14 protein-coding genes and 4 tRNA genes are annotated in these 14,768 nt (G+C 58.3%); 11 read left to right on the top strand and 7 right to left on the bottom strand.

All coding sequences use genetic code 11. The features are described 5' to 3' along the window. Nucleotides 1–91 precede the first annotated feature (91 nt). Nucleotides 92–769, bottom strand: coding sequence for a response regulator (locus DDIC_RS02620; RefSeq protein WP_136399007.1), 678 nt, complete (start codon nt 767–769; stop codon nt 92–94). 247 nt (nt 770–1,016) lie between these two features. Here DDIC_RS02620 and DDIC_RS02615 point away from each other — a divergent pair, with 247 nt between their 5' ends. The 3 genes from DDIC_RS02615 (at nt 1,017) to pstA (ending at nt 3,868) form a co-directional block, all read left to right on the top strand. Further along, nucleotides 1,017–1,835 (top strand): phosphate ABC transporter substrate-binding protein, encoded by an 819-nt coding sequence (locus DDIC_RS02615; protein WP_136399006.1) that lies wholly within the window; start codon nt 1,017–1,019, stop codon nt 1,833–1,835. Nucleotides 1,836–1,919: 84 nt separating this feature from the next. Further along, complete coding sequence (gene pstC / locus DDIC_RS02610; RefSeq protein WP_136399005.1) at nt 1,920–2,810, top strand: phosphate ABC transporter permease subunit PstC; 891 nt, start codon at nt 1,920–1,922, stop codon at nt 2,808–2,810. Nucleotides 2,811–3,049: 239 nt separating this feature from the next. Further along, nucleotides 3,050–3,868 carry a phosphate ABC transporter permease PstA gene (pstA, locus tag DDIC_RS02605; RefSeq protein ID WP_136400989.1) on the top strand — a complete coding sequence of 273 codons (819 nt, stop codon included), beginning with the start codon at nt 3,050–3,052 and terminating at the stop codon, nt 3,866–3,868. Nucleotides 3,869–4,329: 461 nt separating this feature from the next. On the opposite strand, the gene DDIC_RS02600 is transcribed toward pstA, so the two are convergent. The 4 genes from DDIC_RS02600 to rsfS all read right to left on the bottom strand — a co-directional run bounded on the left by DDIC_RS02600 (nt 4,330) and on the right by rsfS (nt 8,513). Beyond that, nucleotides 4,330–5,901, bottom strand: a complete 1,572-nt coding sequence (locus DDIC_RS02600; RefSeq protein WP_136399004.1) for an outer membrane homotrimeric porin — start codon at nt 5,899–5,901, stop codon at nt 4,330–4,332. Nucleotides 5,902–6,308: 407 nt separating this feature from the next. Continuing rightward, nucleotides 6,309–6,551, bottom strand: coding sequence for a hypothetical protein (locus DDIC_RS02595; protein ID WP_136399003.1), 243 nt, complete (start codon nt 6,549–6,551; stop codon nt 6,309–6,311). Next, nucleotides 6,544–8,103 carry a 2,3-bisphosphoglycerate-independent phosphoglycerate mutase gene (gene gpmI, locus DDIC_RS02590; RefSeq protein ID WP_211088906.1) on the bottom strand — a complete coding sequence of 520 codons (1,560 nt, stop codon included), beginning with the start codon at nt 8,101–8,103 and terminating at the stop codon, nt 6,544–6,546. The genes DDIC_RS02595 and gpmI overlap by 8 nt, the downstream gene beginning before the upstream one ends. Further along, a complete protein-coding gene (rsfS, locus tag DDIC_RS02585) occupies nt 8,100–8,513 on the bottom strand; it encodes a ribosome silencing factor (protein WP_136399001.1) in 414 nt (137 codons plus the stop codon). The genes gpmI and rsfS overlap by 4 nt, the downstream gene beginning before the upstream one ends. A 313-nt stretch (nt 8,514–8,826) precedes the next feature. On the opposite strand from rsfS, the gene DDIC_RS02580 reads away from it, so the two are divergent. From DDIC_RS02580 to DDIC_RS02560, 5 genes are all read left to right on the top strand, one after another. Then, nucleotides 8,827–10,131: a phenylacetate--CoA ligase family protein gene (locus tag DDIC_RS02580; protein ID WP_136399000.1), complete on the top strand. Its 1,305-nt coding sequence runs from the start codon at nt 8,827–8,829 to the stop codon at nt 10,129–10,131. 231 nt (nt 10,132–10,362) lie between these two features. Next, a tRNA-Gly gene (locus tag DDIC_RS02575) sits at nt 10,363–10,437 on the top strand. A gap of 9 nt (nt 10,438–10,446) precedes the next feature. Next, nucleotides 10,447–10,520: transfer RNA gene (locus DDIC_RS02570), tRNA-Cys, on the top strand. 34 nt (nt 10,521–10,554) lie between these two features. Further along, a tRNA-Gly gene (locus tag DDIC_RS02565) sits at nt 10,555–10,629 on the top strand. Between the two features lie 5 nt (nt 10,630–10,634). After that, nucleotides 10,635–10,709 (top strand) — tRNA-Gly (locus tag DDIC_RS02560). Between the two features lie 307 nt (nt 10,710–11,016). Here DDIC_RS02560 and DDIC_RS13850 read toward each other — a convergent pair. Both DDIC_RS13850 and DDIC_RS02550 read right to left on the bottom strand, forming a co-directional pair. Further along, nucleotides 11,017–11,508, bottom strand: a complete 492-nt coding sequence (locus DDIC_RS13850) for a transposase (protein ID WP_247647525.1) — start codon at nt 11,506–11,508, stop codon at nt 11,017–11,019. After that, a complete protein-coding gene (locus tag DDIC_RS02550; RefSeq protein WP_432612324.1) occupies nt 11,499–12,728 on the bottom strand; it encodes an ISL3 family transposase in 1,230 nt (409 codons plus the stop codon). Before DDIC_RS02550 ends, DDIC_RS13850 begins: the two co-directional genes overlap by 10 nt. Between DDIC_RS02550 and DDIC_RS13765 the strand changes: the two genes are divergently transcribed. The 3 genes from DDIC_RS13765 (at nt 12,666) to DDIC_RS02540 (ending at nt 14,767) form a co-directional block, all read left to right on the top strand. Further along, nucleotides 12,666–13,103 carry a hypothetical protein gene (locus DDIC_RS13765; RefSeq protein WP_168732454.1) on the top strand — a complete coding sequence of 146 codons (438 nt, stop codon included), beginning with the start codon at nt 12,666–12,668 and terminating at the stop codon, nt 13,101–13,103. The two genes, DDIC_RS02550 and DDIC_RS13765, sit on opposite strands and share 63 nt — an antisense overlap. 252 nt (nt 13,104–13,355) lie before the next feature. Further along, nucleotides 13,356–13,433: a hypothetical protein gene (locus tag DDIC_RS14120; RefSeq protein WP_432612325.1), complete on the top strand. Its 78-nt coding sequence runs from the start codon at nt 13,356–13,358 to the stop codon at nt 13,431–13,433. A 254-nt stretch (nt 13,434–13,687) separates the two neighbouring features. Next, on the top strand, nt 13,688–14,767 hold the full coding sequence (locus DDIC_RS02540) for a GNAT family N-acetyltransferase (RefSeq protein WP_136398998.1): 1,080 nt from the start codon (nt 13,688–13,690) through the stop codon (nt 14,765–14,767). Nucleotide 14,768 lies beyond the last annotated feature (1 nt).

Genomic DNA, 14,768 nt, shown 5'->3' with positions numbered 1-14,768 from the left:
TCTCACTCGTAACATGCTGTCATGACCACCGGCTGCAGGCGTCAGTCGCGCTGCGCACGGCGGCCCTGCCCGGGTTTTACCATTACGCCGCCTATTCCTTTATGCGGTAACCAACGCCGCGCACCGTTTCCAGCATGGGGGCCGCCTCGCCAAGCTTGGCGCGCAGCCTGCGCACGTGGGTGTCGACCGTACGGGCGTATCCTTCAAAAGAATATCCCCACACGTTGTTGAGCAGCTGCTCGCGGGTACGCACTGATCCGGCGTGACGCAGCAGGTCTTCGAGCAGGCGGAATTCCGTTGCCGTGAGGTTGAGTATTTCGCCCGCCACCTCGGCGGAATGCGCCTCGGTGCGCAGCCGTATGCCATGTCGCTCCAGCACCGGGCTTTCCACACTGCGCCCGCCGCGCCGCAGCACGGCCTTTACCCGCAGCATGAGCTCGCGCACGCTGAAAGGTTTGACCACATAGTCGTCGGCCCCAAGGCTCAAACCTACCACGCGGTCCACTTCCTCTCCCCTGGCCGTGAGCATGAGCACCGGGATGTGCGATGTTTCAGCCTGCGCCCCTAGGCGGCGGCAAACTTCAAACCCGTCCACACCCGGCAGCATCACGTCCAGAATCACCAGATCGGGCGTGTGCTGGCGCGCCAGGGCCAGACCCTGCGTGCCGTCGGCGGCCTCATGCACCGTGAAGCCCTCGCGCTCAAGATTGAAACGCAAAAGTTCGCGGATATCGGTTTCGTCTTCAACTATCAATATTTGCTGGCTCATATGTTTCACCTCTATGACGCAAAAAGAGTAAAACGGCTTTGTGCGCCAAACTTATGGAGCACATGTTACAATTGCGTGACGAAAATTTTTACAAATATCCGTTTATATTTCGCAACATTAATCACGCAGATTACAGCTTCACGCAGTCTTCTGCGTTTCGTCATACTTCTGTAACAGAGGCAGGCAAAAAGGGAAACGTACCGGGAAACACCCCGGTATCAACCACGATAAACGCAGGAGTAATTCCATGACTATCGGAAAATTGTTCGCCACTGCCCTGACGGTCTTGAGCCTCAGCGCTCCGGCCATGGCTGCCCAGCAGGTTGTTATCAACGGCTCCACCACGGTGCTTCCCGTTGTTCAGAAAGCTGGTGAGTCCTTTATGGCTTCGCACCCCGACATGGAGCTGAGCATTTCCGGCGGCGGTTCCGGCAACGGCATCAAGGCCCTTATTGAAAAGCAGTGCGACATCGCCATGAGCTCGCGCGACATCAAGGACAAGGAAGTTGAAGCCGCCAAGAAAAACGGCGTGACCCCCAACCGCATCACCATCGCCGTTGACGCCATCGTGCCGGTGGTCAACCCCGCCAACCCTGTCGCCGCTCTTACCACTGCACAGCTGCGCGACATCTACAATGGCAAGGTCTCCAACTGGAAGGAAGTGGGCGGACACGACGGCAAGATCGTTGTGATCTCGCGCGATACGTCTTCCGGCACGTTTGAATGCTGGCAGGAACTGATCATGAAGGAAGAGCGCGTTAACCCCGCAGCCCTCATGCAGGCTTCCAACGGCGCTGTTGTGCAGGCCGTCTCCAAAAACAAGAACGCCATCGGCTATGTGGGCCTGGGCTACCTGGACAAATCCACCAAGGGCCTCAAGGTCAACGACGTGACCGCTAACCCCCAGACCGCCCTGTCCAAGCAGTGGCCCATCGCCCGCGAACTCTTTGTCTTCACCAACGGCACCCCCGCAGGCGCCGCCAAGGCTTTTGTGGAATATCTGCTGGATCCCGGCAAGGGCCAGAAGGACGTGCTTGAAGTGGGTTATGTGCCCCTGGGCAAGTAGGTAGCTGGCTACCCGCGATACACCCACAGCATCGGCGGAGCGGGACGGCCACGGGCCGCCCGCGACCGCCGGGGAGAAAGCGCAATGCGCTCCAGAGACATCAAGGAAAAAACGGTGCGGGTCACCCTTACCGCCATGGCAGGCAGCTCGCTGCTGGCCCTGGCTGGTATTGTTATTTTTCTGTTCATGGAAGGTCTGCCGCTGTTCAGCGAGTATTCTTTCTTCAATTTTCTGTTCGGCAACCTTTGGTACCCCACTGAGGAACCGGGCCTTTTCGGCATATTTCCTCTGCTGGTGGCCTCGCTGGCAGTGACGGTGCTTTCCTCCATGCTGGCGGTACCCATGGGGGTGCTGACGGCGGTTTACCTGACGGAAATAGCCCACCCAACTGTTAGGCGCATCATCAAACCCTTTGTGGAGCTGCTGGCCGCCTTGCCTTCGGTGGTGCTGGGATTTTTGGGCATGGTGGTGCTTGCGCCCTTTTTGCAGGATTATCTTGACGCGGCCACCGGGCTTAACCTGCTTAACGCCTCGCTTGTGCTGGCGCTTATGAGCGTGCCCACCATCTGCTCGGTATCGGAAGACGCCCTTTTTGGCGTACCGCGCGACCTGCGCGAGGCCTCGCTGGCGCTGGGCGCGACCCGTTGGCAAACCACGGTGCGCGTGGTCATACCCGCCGCGCTTTCGGGCATCGGCACTGCGGTGATGCTCGGCATGTCCCGTGCCATCGGCGAAACCATGGTCGTACTGATGGTTGCGGGCGGCGCGGGCATCATACCCACATCGCTGCTCGACCCCATACGCCCCATGCCCGCCAGCATTGCGGCCGAAATGGCCGAGGCGGCCTTTCGCAGCGAGCACTACCACGCCCTGTTCGCCATCGGCATTGTGCTCTTTTTCCTGACCTTGGCCTTCAACCTGGCTGCCGGATACATTGCTGAAAAGCACCGGCAGGTAGGGACTTCAAGCCTTTAGGGGCAATCTGCGGCGGCAGCCCAACCACTGTACGCAGCCTGAAGCCAGCTCAGCACGAGGAATAATTCATGTCAGCCACCAGTCGCCTCACCCCTGTTGTTTCCGCCGGTCCCGGCATCAAGCTTGCCCCCCGCCCGCTGGAAGAAGACCTCATGAACCATGATGCGGAGCCGCCAAAGGACGACGGCGTGCGCCTGCAGTTTGCCAGCGGCAAGGGACGCGGCCAGTACCAGACCTTTATGTTCTGGATGCTGCGGCTCATTGCCGCCTGCAATGTGCTGGTGCTGCTGGCTGTGTGCGCCTTTTTACTGCAAAACGGTCTGCCCGCCATGAGCTGGAGCTTTTTGACCGAAGCGCCGCGCCAGATGATGACCAAGGGAGGCATCTTGCCCTGCATCATAGGCACAGCCATACTCTCCCTAGGATCGCTGCTCATCGCCTTTCCTCTGGGCGTTGCCTCGGCCGTTTATCTTAACGAATACGCCAAGCGCAATGCCTTTGCCAGCTTTGTGCGGTTGGGGGTCAACAACCTCGCTGGCGTGCCATCTGTAGTCTTTGGCCTGTTCGGTCTTTCATTTTTCGTTACATTTTGCGGATTTGGCGTAAGCATACTTTCTGGCGTGCTCACCCTGGCCGTACTGACGCTGCCAGTCATTATCGGCACGGCCGAAGAATCGCTGCGCAACGTCCCCGATACATACCGCGAGGCTTCGCTGGCGCTTGGCGCGACCAAATCGCAAACCATCGCCCGCGTGGTTCTGCCCAGCGCCCTGCCCGGCATGCTCACCGGCGCTATTCTGGGCGTGGCCCGCGCCGCTGGCGAAACCGCCGCCATCATGTTTACGGCTTCGGTTTATTATACGCCCAAGGGGCCGGACTCCATTTTCAGCCCGGTCATGGCTCTGCCCTACCACATGTATGTGCTTGCCACCGCCGGGACGGAAATCGCCAAAACCCGCCCGCTGCAGTACGGCACAGGCCTTGTGCTGCTGTTGCTGGTGCTCGGCATGAACCTGATCGCCATTATTCTGCGCGACCGGCTGCAAAAGCGTCGCTGACACTTTCCACACCCTCCCTCCTCACACACTCCAAACTCCCTCTCCTCCCCACTCTCTACCAGGGCCCGCTTCGGCGGGCTCTGCCTGTTTTGTCGGTGCTGCTGGCGATGCCCCTTGCTGGTTTGCCACGTCTGCCCGCGCTCTGGTCGCACGGGAACCGGGAACAGCAGGTGGACAAGGCGCATCGCGGACTATTGATGGATGCGGACGCAGGTCTGCCGGTTTGCAGCCGCTGCATGCCCCTCAGCTTCTGACTGGTGCACTGGACCGCTTCACGCAGGGGATTAAACAAGGCGCGCACCCCATCCAGCAAATATGATGGGGCGCTGCACTATGGGCGCTTTGCCCTGCCGGGCAGCATGGGCATGTTCTGCAGGCCCGTCGTCGGACGACAAAAAAGGGAGGCCCGAGGGCCTCCCTTTGAATGCGTATCCTGCCGTCCAGAGACGGCTGGGCTCGAATTAGAAGCTGTACGCGAAGGTAACCTGAGCCTTCCACATATCCTGCTTGCTGAACGAGCTGGGGTTCTGGGACTTCTTCCAGGTGCTGTTGTCCATGCAGTTGACCAGGTAGTCCAACTCCAGGTTCATTTCCAGGTTCTGGTAGATCTTGTAGGAGTTCACGAGGTTGAATTCCACAAGTCCGTCCTTGGTGGTCAGGTAAGGCACGGTGCTGGCGCCCACGCCTTCGGTCCAGGCATAAGCGGTGCTCATGTACTTGACCATGGTGGTGCTGTTGGTGCCGCCCCAGTAAGCCACGCGGAAGGTGTGCTTGAGATCTTCGAGGAAGCTCATGTCCTTCAACTGGCCGCCGATGCCCCAGGTACCGGCGTAGTCAACGCCGTAGTCCTGACGCAGCCAGCCGTAGTTGCCGTCACCCATGTAGGAGGTCATGTTGCCGGTGGGCACCAGGGAGGGCATGCGCTCGGAACCGTTCTTCACGTTGCTGTCGTCGCCGGAGGCGTACCAGCCGAAGATGCCGGGGGTGGCCCAATCCATCTTGTATTCAACAAGAGCCTTGGCCAACCAGCCCTGACGTTCGGTGCTGCCGCGCACGGTGGGGCCGTTAAAGCCCTTCTGCACGTCGTAACGGCCCATGCCTTCCACATAACCATAGTTGATGTCCAGTTCGATGTTGAAAGGATCGAACATGGTCACAGCCAGGGGCAGGCCAGCCCAGAACATGCTGCCGTAGGCCTTGCTGGTGCCGCCGAGGTTCCTGGCGGTGCCGCTGTTGATCGCGGAGGCAGCGGGGAAGGGCATCAGGGTGTAGGGCGGGTTGCCGTCACGGCTGCCGATGTTGTGGTAGGTGAAGGTGCCGTCACCATCGGGGTCGGTGTAGCTGGTCAGGGTGTTCTTGCCCATCATGCCGTACATGACCCAAGGCGTAAGGTTGACGCCGTCAAAGGTCAGGGGGGCCATCACGCCGAACAGATCCATGTTGTCCAGATAGTTGCGGTCGTTCTGGTTGTTATTGGAGCGGGGATCTCTGCCGTCAAAGTTGTCGTTGAACGGACGGGCCCAGAAAGCGGAGAGGCCAACGTTTTCGTTGAACTTGTACGAAGCGACCACAGCGGCCACGTCGGTATCAAGCACGGCGGAACCGCCAGCGTAGGTGTTGGGCAGGGCAAGACCCTGAATACCCATGCGAACCTTGGCATCGGTCTGGGGGATGGCCCAGTCGATGTAGGCGTTCTTCACGCGAACCTGGTTGTTGCCGTCAGCGCCAAGAGCGCCGCCGGTGCCAGCGTTGCCCCATTTCTGCGTGCCAATTTCGAAGTACACCGTGCCGGACAGGGCTTCAGAAGCCACGGCGTCCAACTGCAAGCGCACGCGCTGCTGAGCGTCAAAGGTGTCGGTGTTGTCGGCCTTGCTCTTCACGCCGTTGATCGAAGTTTTGCTGACAGGGCTGTCGGTGCCCACGCCGAAGCCCATGAGCCACTGGCCCTTGGCCTTGAAATCAATGGCGCTGGCACCGGTGGCCGCGCCGAACACCAGGCCGGCGGCCAGGATAAGCGTACAGATGCGTTTCATAAATCCCTTCCTCTCTAGTTTTTCCCACAGGGTTAACACAGACCTGCTCCAAAACAGGCAGAAAAAAGATACCCGCCTTTTGTGTCGAAGGCAACCGTTTTCGTCAAAAATTTTTTACCAAGCTGTCACACCGGCAGAAATATGACGCCATTCCGACATATAATTACGCGCCCCAAACAGCCCACTGCCGCAAGCAAACCGCCGCAACCGCGCGTGGAGCCATCGCCGGTTTTTAGCATGCACAGGCTGTGTGCGGCGGCCCCCCAGGTTTGCGTTCAATTTTTTGTAGCCCCTGCCTGACAGGATACCCATTCGCAAACAGACAAAGCCCGCCCCCGTCCTCTGCGCCGCATCGGGGCGCAAAACGGGAGCGGGCCTTTACCGCAGTGTATGCGACAGCCGAATTTTTACAGAAAATCGGGGTCGGCCGCCGCCTTGCCCTCTGCCAGCATTATGCGCACATAATGCAGGCTGTGCTCGTCAACAGGGATAATGGGAAAAGACTGCGAGCAGCCGGGGCAGCGCACCATGCGCGGCTCGGTGGGGCTGGCCTGGGGCACGTGCTTGCCGCAGTTGGGGCACTGGTAAAAAAACAGGATTTCCATGCCGTCAGGGGCGACGGGCTGGATGGGGCGTTTACGCTCAGCCACGGTCAGCCTCCCCTTCGGCGCGGGGCGCGGCGAGATTGCGCCCGGTCATAAGATCAGAGGGTTGCATCCCCCAGAGGCCGAGAATTGTTGTGGCCACATCGGCCAGCCTGCCGTTCTGCAGGGCGGTCGCCTTGCCCTCCGGTTCAAGCAAAATGCACGGCACGGGGTTGGTCGTGTGCGCGGTATACGGCTGCCCCTCGGGGGTGAGCATTTTTTCGCAGTTGCCGTGGTCGGCAATGATGATCATGCGCCCCTTGCGGGCTTCTACAGCGGCGACCATGCGCCCCACGCAGGCGTCCACAACTTCGCAGGCTTCTACCGCCGCCTGCAGGTTGCCCGTGTGACCGACCATGTCGCCGTTGGCGAGGTTGCACACGACAAGATCGTACACGCCGGAGTTCCAGGCTTCCACAAATTTGTCCGTCACTTTCTGCGCGCTCATGGAGGGCTTTTGGTCGTAGGTTTTCACCTCGCGCGGCGACGGCACCAGAATGCGGTCTTCACCGGCAAAGGGTTCTTCCACACCGCCGTTGAAAAAATAGGTGACATGGGCGTACTTTTCCGTCTCCGCAAGTCGCAGCTGGCGCAGCCCCTTGCGCGAAACGACCTCGCCAAGCCCCATGCTCACGGCTTCTTTGGGAAAAGCCACAGGGATGTTGAAGCTCGACTCGTAAGCGGTCATGGATGCCACGCCCGCCAGAACCGGCACCCTGCCCCGGTCAAACCCGTCAAACTGGGGCTGAATAAAGGCCTGCGTAAACTGCCGCATGCGGTCAGCGCGAAAATTGAACATAAACAGCCCGTCGCCGTCGGCCATGCCCGGGGCGTCGCCAGCTGCCGCAAAGCACAGGGGCTTGATGAACTCGTCCGTGACCCCGGCCGCATATGAGGCCTCGATGGCGGCGAGCGGCGCAAGCGTGGTGGCGGGAACCCCGTGGACGATCACATCCCAGGCTTCCTTGAGGCGCTCCCAGTGCTTGTCGCGGTCCATGGCAAAAAACCGGCCCACCATGCTGGCGACCCGCGTTTGCCCCTGCCCTGCGATGTTCTGCTGCAGCGCGCGCATAAAATCAACGCCGCTGTGCGGGTCGCGGTCGCGCCCATCCATAAGGCAATGGATGCGCACGGGCACGCCAGCCTTATGCGCCATGGCGCACAGGGCTTCCAGATGATGGATGTGGCTGTGCACGCCCCCATCGGAAAGCAGCCCGGCCAGATGCAGTCTGCCGCCGCTCTGCCGCACCGATTCAACCAGGTTGGTCAGCACCTCGTTTGCGGCAAAGCTGCCGTCCTCAAGCGCCACGTCGATGCGGGTCATATCCTGATACACCACACGCCCGGCGCCGATGTTCAGATGCCCCACCTCGGAATTGCCCATGTAGCCGGACGGCAAACCCACGTCGCGGCCTGATGCGGCCAGGAGCGAATGCGGGCAGCGGGCGTTGAGCGCATCAATATTGGGGGTGGCGGCCACAGAGGGCGCGTTGCCAGGCCCCGGCTCGGCAATGCCCCAGCCATCCATTATCAGCAAGAGCGTGGGCGTCATGATTATTCCCCGGTGCGGACGCTTGCCAGCGAGGCAGCCTTGCCCCACAGGGCTTCAAGGCCGTAGAGCTCGCGCACAGGCTCCAGAAAGACGTTTACGACGATGTCGTTCATATCCACCAGAATCCACTGACCAGCGGTGTAGCCTTCCATGCGTAGGTATTCAAAATTGCGCGCGCGGCACAGTTCGCCCACGCCGTCGGCCAGGCTTTGCGCATGACGCACGGAGCCAGCGCTGGCAATGACCAGGGCCTCGGCAAAACCGCCCTGACCAGCCATATCAATGCTGACCACGCGAGCTGCCTTGTGCTCTTCAAGCCAGGTGACCACGTCCGCCAGCTTTTCTTCCAGGGGGACATCCGAAAAACGCTTGGGGGCAACGCCCCCTGCGGGTGAAGGAGAAGTATTGTTTTCCATGCACTGCACATACCGTAAAGAAGAAGCAAGAGCAATGCCGCAAGGATCAGTTGCGCCTACAGCCCAGTGACAAAACCGCCGCAGGGTTCCTGCGCCGCCGACATGCAGGCGCACAAATCAGGTCGGCTGCAAGATGCCCGCAACGCCCCTGCCTGCTGGCCGCGCAACCGCAGGCGGCGCTTTGCGTGCGCGGAACAGCACCCCGCCGTATTGACCGCGCCCGCGCATTGCGGCATACCCAAACGAAGCTTTTATCTAGGGATCAGCGTCGCGTCAGCGCGCCGCCAAACGCCAGCCGCAGAAGGAGAGGGCCGTGCTTTTCAACATCAAACAGGAAACTCTGCCACGCGAAGAACTGGAGGCGCTGCAACTGCGCCGCCTGCGTGATTTGTGCAACCGTGTTTACGCCAACGTGCCCTTTTACCGCAAACGCTTTGACGAAGCGGGCATCACCCCCGCCGACATCAAATCGCTGGCGGATCTCAGGCTGCTGCCCTTTACAGAAAAAAACGACCTGCGCAGCAACTATCCTTACGGCCTTTTTGCTGTTCCCAGAGATCACATCGTGCGCCTGCATGCCTCGAGCGGAACCACCGGCAAGGCGGTTGTGGTGGGCTACACCCAGCGCGACCTTGAAAACTGGGCCGAGCTGATGGCCCGCTGCCTTTCGGCGGCAGGCGTCACCCGCTCGGACGTGGTGCATGTGGCGTACGGCTACGGCCTCTTTACCGGCGGGCTTGGCGCGCACTACGGCGCGGAACGACTCGGCGCCACCGTTGTGCCCGCATCCGGCGGCGCTACCCGCCGTCAGGCGGGGCTGCTGCGCGATTTTGGCGCAACCGTGCTGTGCGCTACCCCCTCCTACGGTTTGCACCTGTGGGAAGCCTCGCAGGAAGTGGGCGTGAACTTTCGCGATCTGCCCCTGCGCATAGGGGTCTTTGGCGCGGAACCGTGGACCGAAGCCATGCGCCGCGATATTGAGGACAAAATGGGCATCAGCGCCCTCAATATTTACGGCCTCTCCGAAATCATGGGCCCCGGCGTGGCCATGGAGTGCGAAGAAGCCAAGTGTGGCATGCACCTGTGGGAAGACCACATCCTGCCGGAAATCATCGACCCCGTTACGGGCGACCAGCTGCCCCCCGGCGAAGTGGGCGAGCTTGTGCTGACCACGCTGACCAAGGAAGGCATCCCCATGTTGCGCTACCGCACGCGCGACCTCACAAGCCTTGACTATACCCCCTGCCGCTGCGGCCGCACCCATGTGCGCCTCTCCCGCCTGCAGGGACGCAGCGACGACATGCTCATCATCCGCGGGGTCAATGTCTTCCCTCAACAGATCGAAGGCATCCTGATGGAAAACGACGGGCTTTCGCCCAACTATCAGATCATCGTGGACCGCGTGCACAACCTCGACACCATTGAAGTGCGCGTCGAAATGAACGAAAACCTCTTTGCTGACGAAATCCGCAAGCTGCAGATGCTCGAAGGCCGCCTGCAAAAAGCCATCAAGGAATATCTGGGCGTTACCGCCAAGGTTCGCCTGATGGAGCCGCGCTCCATCGAGCGCTCAGAGGGCAAGGCCAAACGCATTGTGGACAACCGGCCCAAAGATTAGCAGCAGACGGGATGCCCGCATCCCGACGCGGCAAGCCTGCTGCGTCCGCGATTTCAGGGGCCGTCGGCAATGTCGGCGGCCCCTTTGTTTGGCCCCCCGGCCCAATATCGTGCATGCTCATTTTTAATAAATAAAATTAAATAGTTATTTGCATTTGCGGAATGGCGACAAAAAAAAGTCCAGTAATGCTTGACACCTCGCCCCAGTCCGCGTACAACCGTTTCTCGCTGAGCGGGAGTAACTCAGTGGTAGAGTGCAACCTTGCCAAGGTTGAAGTCGCGGGTTCAAATCCCGTCTCCCGCTCCACTTTTTGCTGGCGGCATAGCCAAGTGGTAAGGCAGAGGTCTGCAAAACCTCCATCTCCAGTTCAAATCTGGATGCCGCCTCCAAGCATCCTTTACGCTTCGCCGTTTCGCATACCATGCGGGAGTAACTCAGTGGTAGAGTGCAACCTTGCCAAGGTTGAAGTCGCGGGTTCAAATCCCGTCTCCCGCTCCACTTTTGCGGGAATAACTCAACGGTAGAGTGTCAGCTTCCCAAGCTGAAGGTTGCGGGTTCAAATCCCGTTTCCCGCTCCAAAAAAGCTTGCAATATTAGGCTCTTACAGAAAACGTCTGTAAGAGCCTTTTTTGTTTTCCGTGTTTAGCCCCATTATCGGCACAACACCTGCCTTGTGCTGGGCGACAACGTATTTTTTGGGCTCTACCTCAAAGACGGGGGCATAGCGCCTCGACAAAAAAATGGGCATACCAAGCAAAGCCGGTATGCCCACCAGGGCAACCTTTATTTTCCGACCAAAGAAAAGAGGGTCTACACCAAAGACGGGGGCAAGCCCCTTCAGCGGGCAGTTTTTCCGACAGGTTTCTGATCTATTCCCCAGCCATTTCAGCAGCACAAAACACGCACACGCAGGCGGTAGTTTTCGAAGTTACGAAAGCCATACGCACGCCGCTGAATCAACTTCATTTTTCGGTGAAAACCTTCTGTGATGCCGTTATTCCGGGTAAAGCGGAACATTCGGGCCACTTCTTCCCGCCAATTATGCAACGTCTTGCCCAGGGTACGCAACGGCGCGAAGCTAGTTTTTCGAAGTTGATCAATTTTTTTCAATAATTCAGCAACATACTTGCGGCACGAATCGACACTTTGCGCTCGCACACGCAATAAATCGGCGGTGTCATGCAAAAATTCGTACAGTGATTCAATGTCCGGCCTGTCAGCAAAGTATGTTCGTAATCGCTCTTTCTGTGAGTCTGTTAACTGATCACGGCGAGTCAGCAAAAGACGCGGCTCTACACCAAAGACGGGGGCAAGCCCCTTCAGCGGGCAGTTTTTCCGACAGGTTTCTGAACGATTCCCCAGCCATTTCAGCAGCACAAAACGCGCACACGCAGGCGGTAGTTTTCGAAGTTGCGAAAGCCATACGCACGCCGCTGGATCAACTTCATTTTTCGGTGAAAGCCTTCTGTGATGCCGTTATTCCGGGTAAAGCGGAACATTCGGGCCACTTCTTCCCGCCAATTATGCAACGTCTTGCCCAGGGTACGCAACGGCGCGAAGCTAGTTTTTCGAAGTTGCTCAATTTTATCTAATAATTCAGCAACATACTTGCGGCAAGAATCGATGCTTTGCGCTCGCACACGCAATAAATCGGCTGTGTCATGCAAAAATTCGTACAGTGATTCAATGTCCGGCCTGTCAGCAAAGTATGTTCGTAATCGCTCTTTCTGTGAGTCTGTTAACCGATCACGGCGAGTCAGCAAAAGACGCATCATACCGCCGCGCCCATGGGCAAGTTGTTTTTCATCAATTGCTTTACACAGCTCTGAAAAGTGTTGATTCACCAGCCTGATAACATGAAACCTGTCCGCAACAATGCGCGCATTGGGAAACCATTCCCGCACCAGACGCCGATACGCAGAATTCATATCAATACAGACAACTTTTACTTTGTGGCGGCCTTGCAGTGATTGCAAAAAATCACGCATATCGGCGGCACTGCGCCCTTTAACCACATCAAATACCCTGCGGCGGGCCAAGTCGCAAAATGTGGTTGCAAAGCCCTGCCTGCGCGTAAATCTATGCTCATCAATGCCCAGAATGCGCGGGCATGTACGGTTTGCCCAGTGGCTGCTCTTGTGCTGCATCATCTGGTGGTAGTACCGCTCCACGCTGGCAACGCCAATCCGGTGCTCATCGGCGATTTCCTTACAGGTAACACCTTTGTTGTAAGCCTGAAATATGTTGCGCTTAAGCATCTCTGTTGTCCTGCTCCACACCTTTATTCCTGCAAGTCTGGTATTAAAATATCTGCCGCAGCTCTCGCATCGGTATTTGTGGCAGCGAACCAACAGGCGTGACGCCCTTCCATGAATGGAAATATTACGGATCGTCCGCCAGAATGAGTCCTTGATGCGTAGTTTTTCGCCTGCGCAGTGCGGGCACGTATTCTTGCCCGTCCACCTGGCCTCAAAAACCGGGGGAGTACGACTCACCACTTTTTCGATTGCAAAATCCCGCAAGCCAATTAAAAATTGTTCCACAGGGCCTTCTCTTCTTTTCTTTGGTCGGAAAATAAAGGTTGCCCTGGTGGGCATACCGGCTTTGCTTGGTATGCCCATTTTTCTTGGAGACGCTATGCCCCCGTCTTTGAAGTAGAGCCGACATCGCCCGGGGCTGCGCCCCTCTGTCGGGGCGAGCTGAAAATTACAGATGTCAACAACCGCATCCTCAAACAGGGCAATCTGCTAGAGCTTATGGGGCTGGGCATTGCAAGGCTTGACACATGCACCACGATTCCCTCGATTGATGCCGGGACCTTTGTGCAGGCGGTGGAAAAACACCAGTGGCTCCAGATGGTCTGTCTGGAAAAAGTTGCCTGGCGTAACGCGCTTATTGCGGCAAACGATTTACAAGCGCGGGCAAAGCCATGGCCAAAACAGATTATGGACAGTACCTTATCGAACAAGTGAATGCGGGCTGGGGCGTTTTTAACTGTCTGTTTGACAGGGCGCAGACCATGAAGGAGCATTGATAATAGAACCAATGTGTTGGGACGATATACGCGGATATTTTGTGCAAACCTGGCAGCAGCGCTACGAGGTCGCAGGCATAACCCTGCCATTTGTGCTGTGCCTGCACGGGGCATTTTGCGCGGCCAGCACTATCAGAAAACACTCACGTAGGGCAACCTGGTATATGTTTTGCTGGGCAGCGTTGTTGGCGTGGCCATTGATAGCCGCCACGGTTCAACCACTTTGGGAAAATGGTTTGAGGTTGAGCTCTCGCAGCAGAACCAGTAGCAGCGAGGGAGTACGCCAGCATGGCGCATGGCTTTGTGGACACGAGCGATATCGTCCATTTCCACTACAAATGCACAGATTATTCTTGCCGGAAGACGCGGCGGCAACCCGCTGGAACGACCCCGCCATAGGCATTGAATGGCCTGCTACCAATCCTCAGCGGTCTGCCAAAGAAGCGCCCCCCATCTCTGGCCCATCATGCACATGCCCGCCGCTGGTTGGACAGCCTGACGCCTCCATGATAGAAGCCACGCATGCGCATCATCATTGAAGAATCCGTTTCTCCGCTGGAATCAGTCTGGCAGCAGTGGGAAGCTCAAGGCAGCCTGCACGTTTTCCAGACACGGGCCTTTGTTCAAACATGGCTCGACACGGCAGCAGTTGCGCAAAACCGTACACCCCGCCTTGCAATGGTTGAGCTGGACAATGCCCCGGCCATGCTGTTTCCCCTGGTGCTTCGTCCCCGATACGGCATGAAGGTGCTGGAATTTTGCGGCGGCCTGCTGTGCGACTATGAAGCCCCCGCGCTTGCCCCCGACTGCCCGCAACTGGACGCGCCCACAATCCGGCACATCTGGAAAAACATTGTACGCCAAAGCGGTGCTCAGGCAGCGCATCTTCGCCAGATCAGCAGTGTTATCCCCAATGCAGACGGCGCAGACCGACCAAACCCCCTCACGCTGCTGGACGGATGGAAGGCTGGCTCATCAAGCGCCTCGCGCAGCAGCAGTACCGATGGTGCGACACACCTTGCCCGTATACATAAAAAAAAACTGGCCCAGGACTCGCGCCGCCAGCTCAAACGCCTGAACGAAATCGGCCAGGTGCGGTTCGCCATTGCAGACACGCCAGAACTGGCAACACGCTTTACCCGAGCCATGATTGCCCAAAAACGTCGCCGTTATGCAGAAACGGGCGTGTTCGACATTTTTTCCTTACCCGCGCACGAAGAGTTTTATCTGCGCATGGCGCAGCACTGGTGCGCGCCGCAGTGCAGCCCACGCGTGCATGTTGCAGCCATGCTGCTCGATGATGAAATTCTGGCAACCCATTGGGGCATGCAGTGGCGACACAGCTTCAACTACCTGATGCCCACCCATGCGGGCGGCCCGTGGCAAAGATATTCCTGCGGCCGCCTTCTGCTTGAATGGCTGATGACGCAGGTGATTGATGCAAAGTGCACCTGCTTTGATTTTACCGTCGGGGCTGAAGGGTACAAGGCAGACTGGTGCAACGAGGAACTTCCACTCTACGCCCACTGCCAGAGCGCCGGCCCACGCGGCTTTGCCTATGCGGCGCTGTTACGGCTCAAGAAGGCCATGGCACGCGCATAAA

The sequence above is a fragment of the Desulfovibrio desulfuricans genome (genome assembly GCF_004801255.1).
Lineage (GTDB): Bacteria > Desulfobacterota > Desulfovibrionia > Desulfovibrionales > Desulfovibrionaceae > Desulfovibrio > Desulfovibrio desulfuricans_C.
This window is presented reverse-complemented; position numbering and strand designations above follow the sequence as displayed.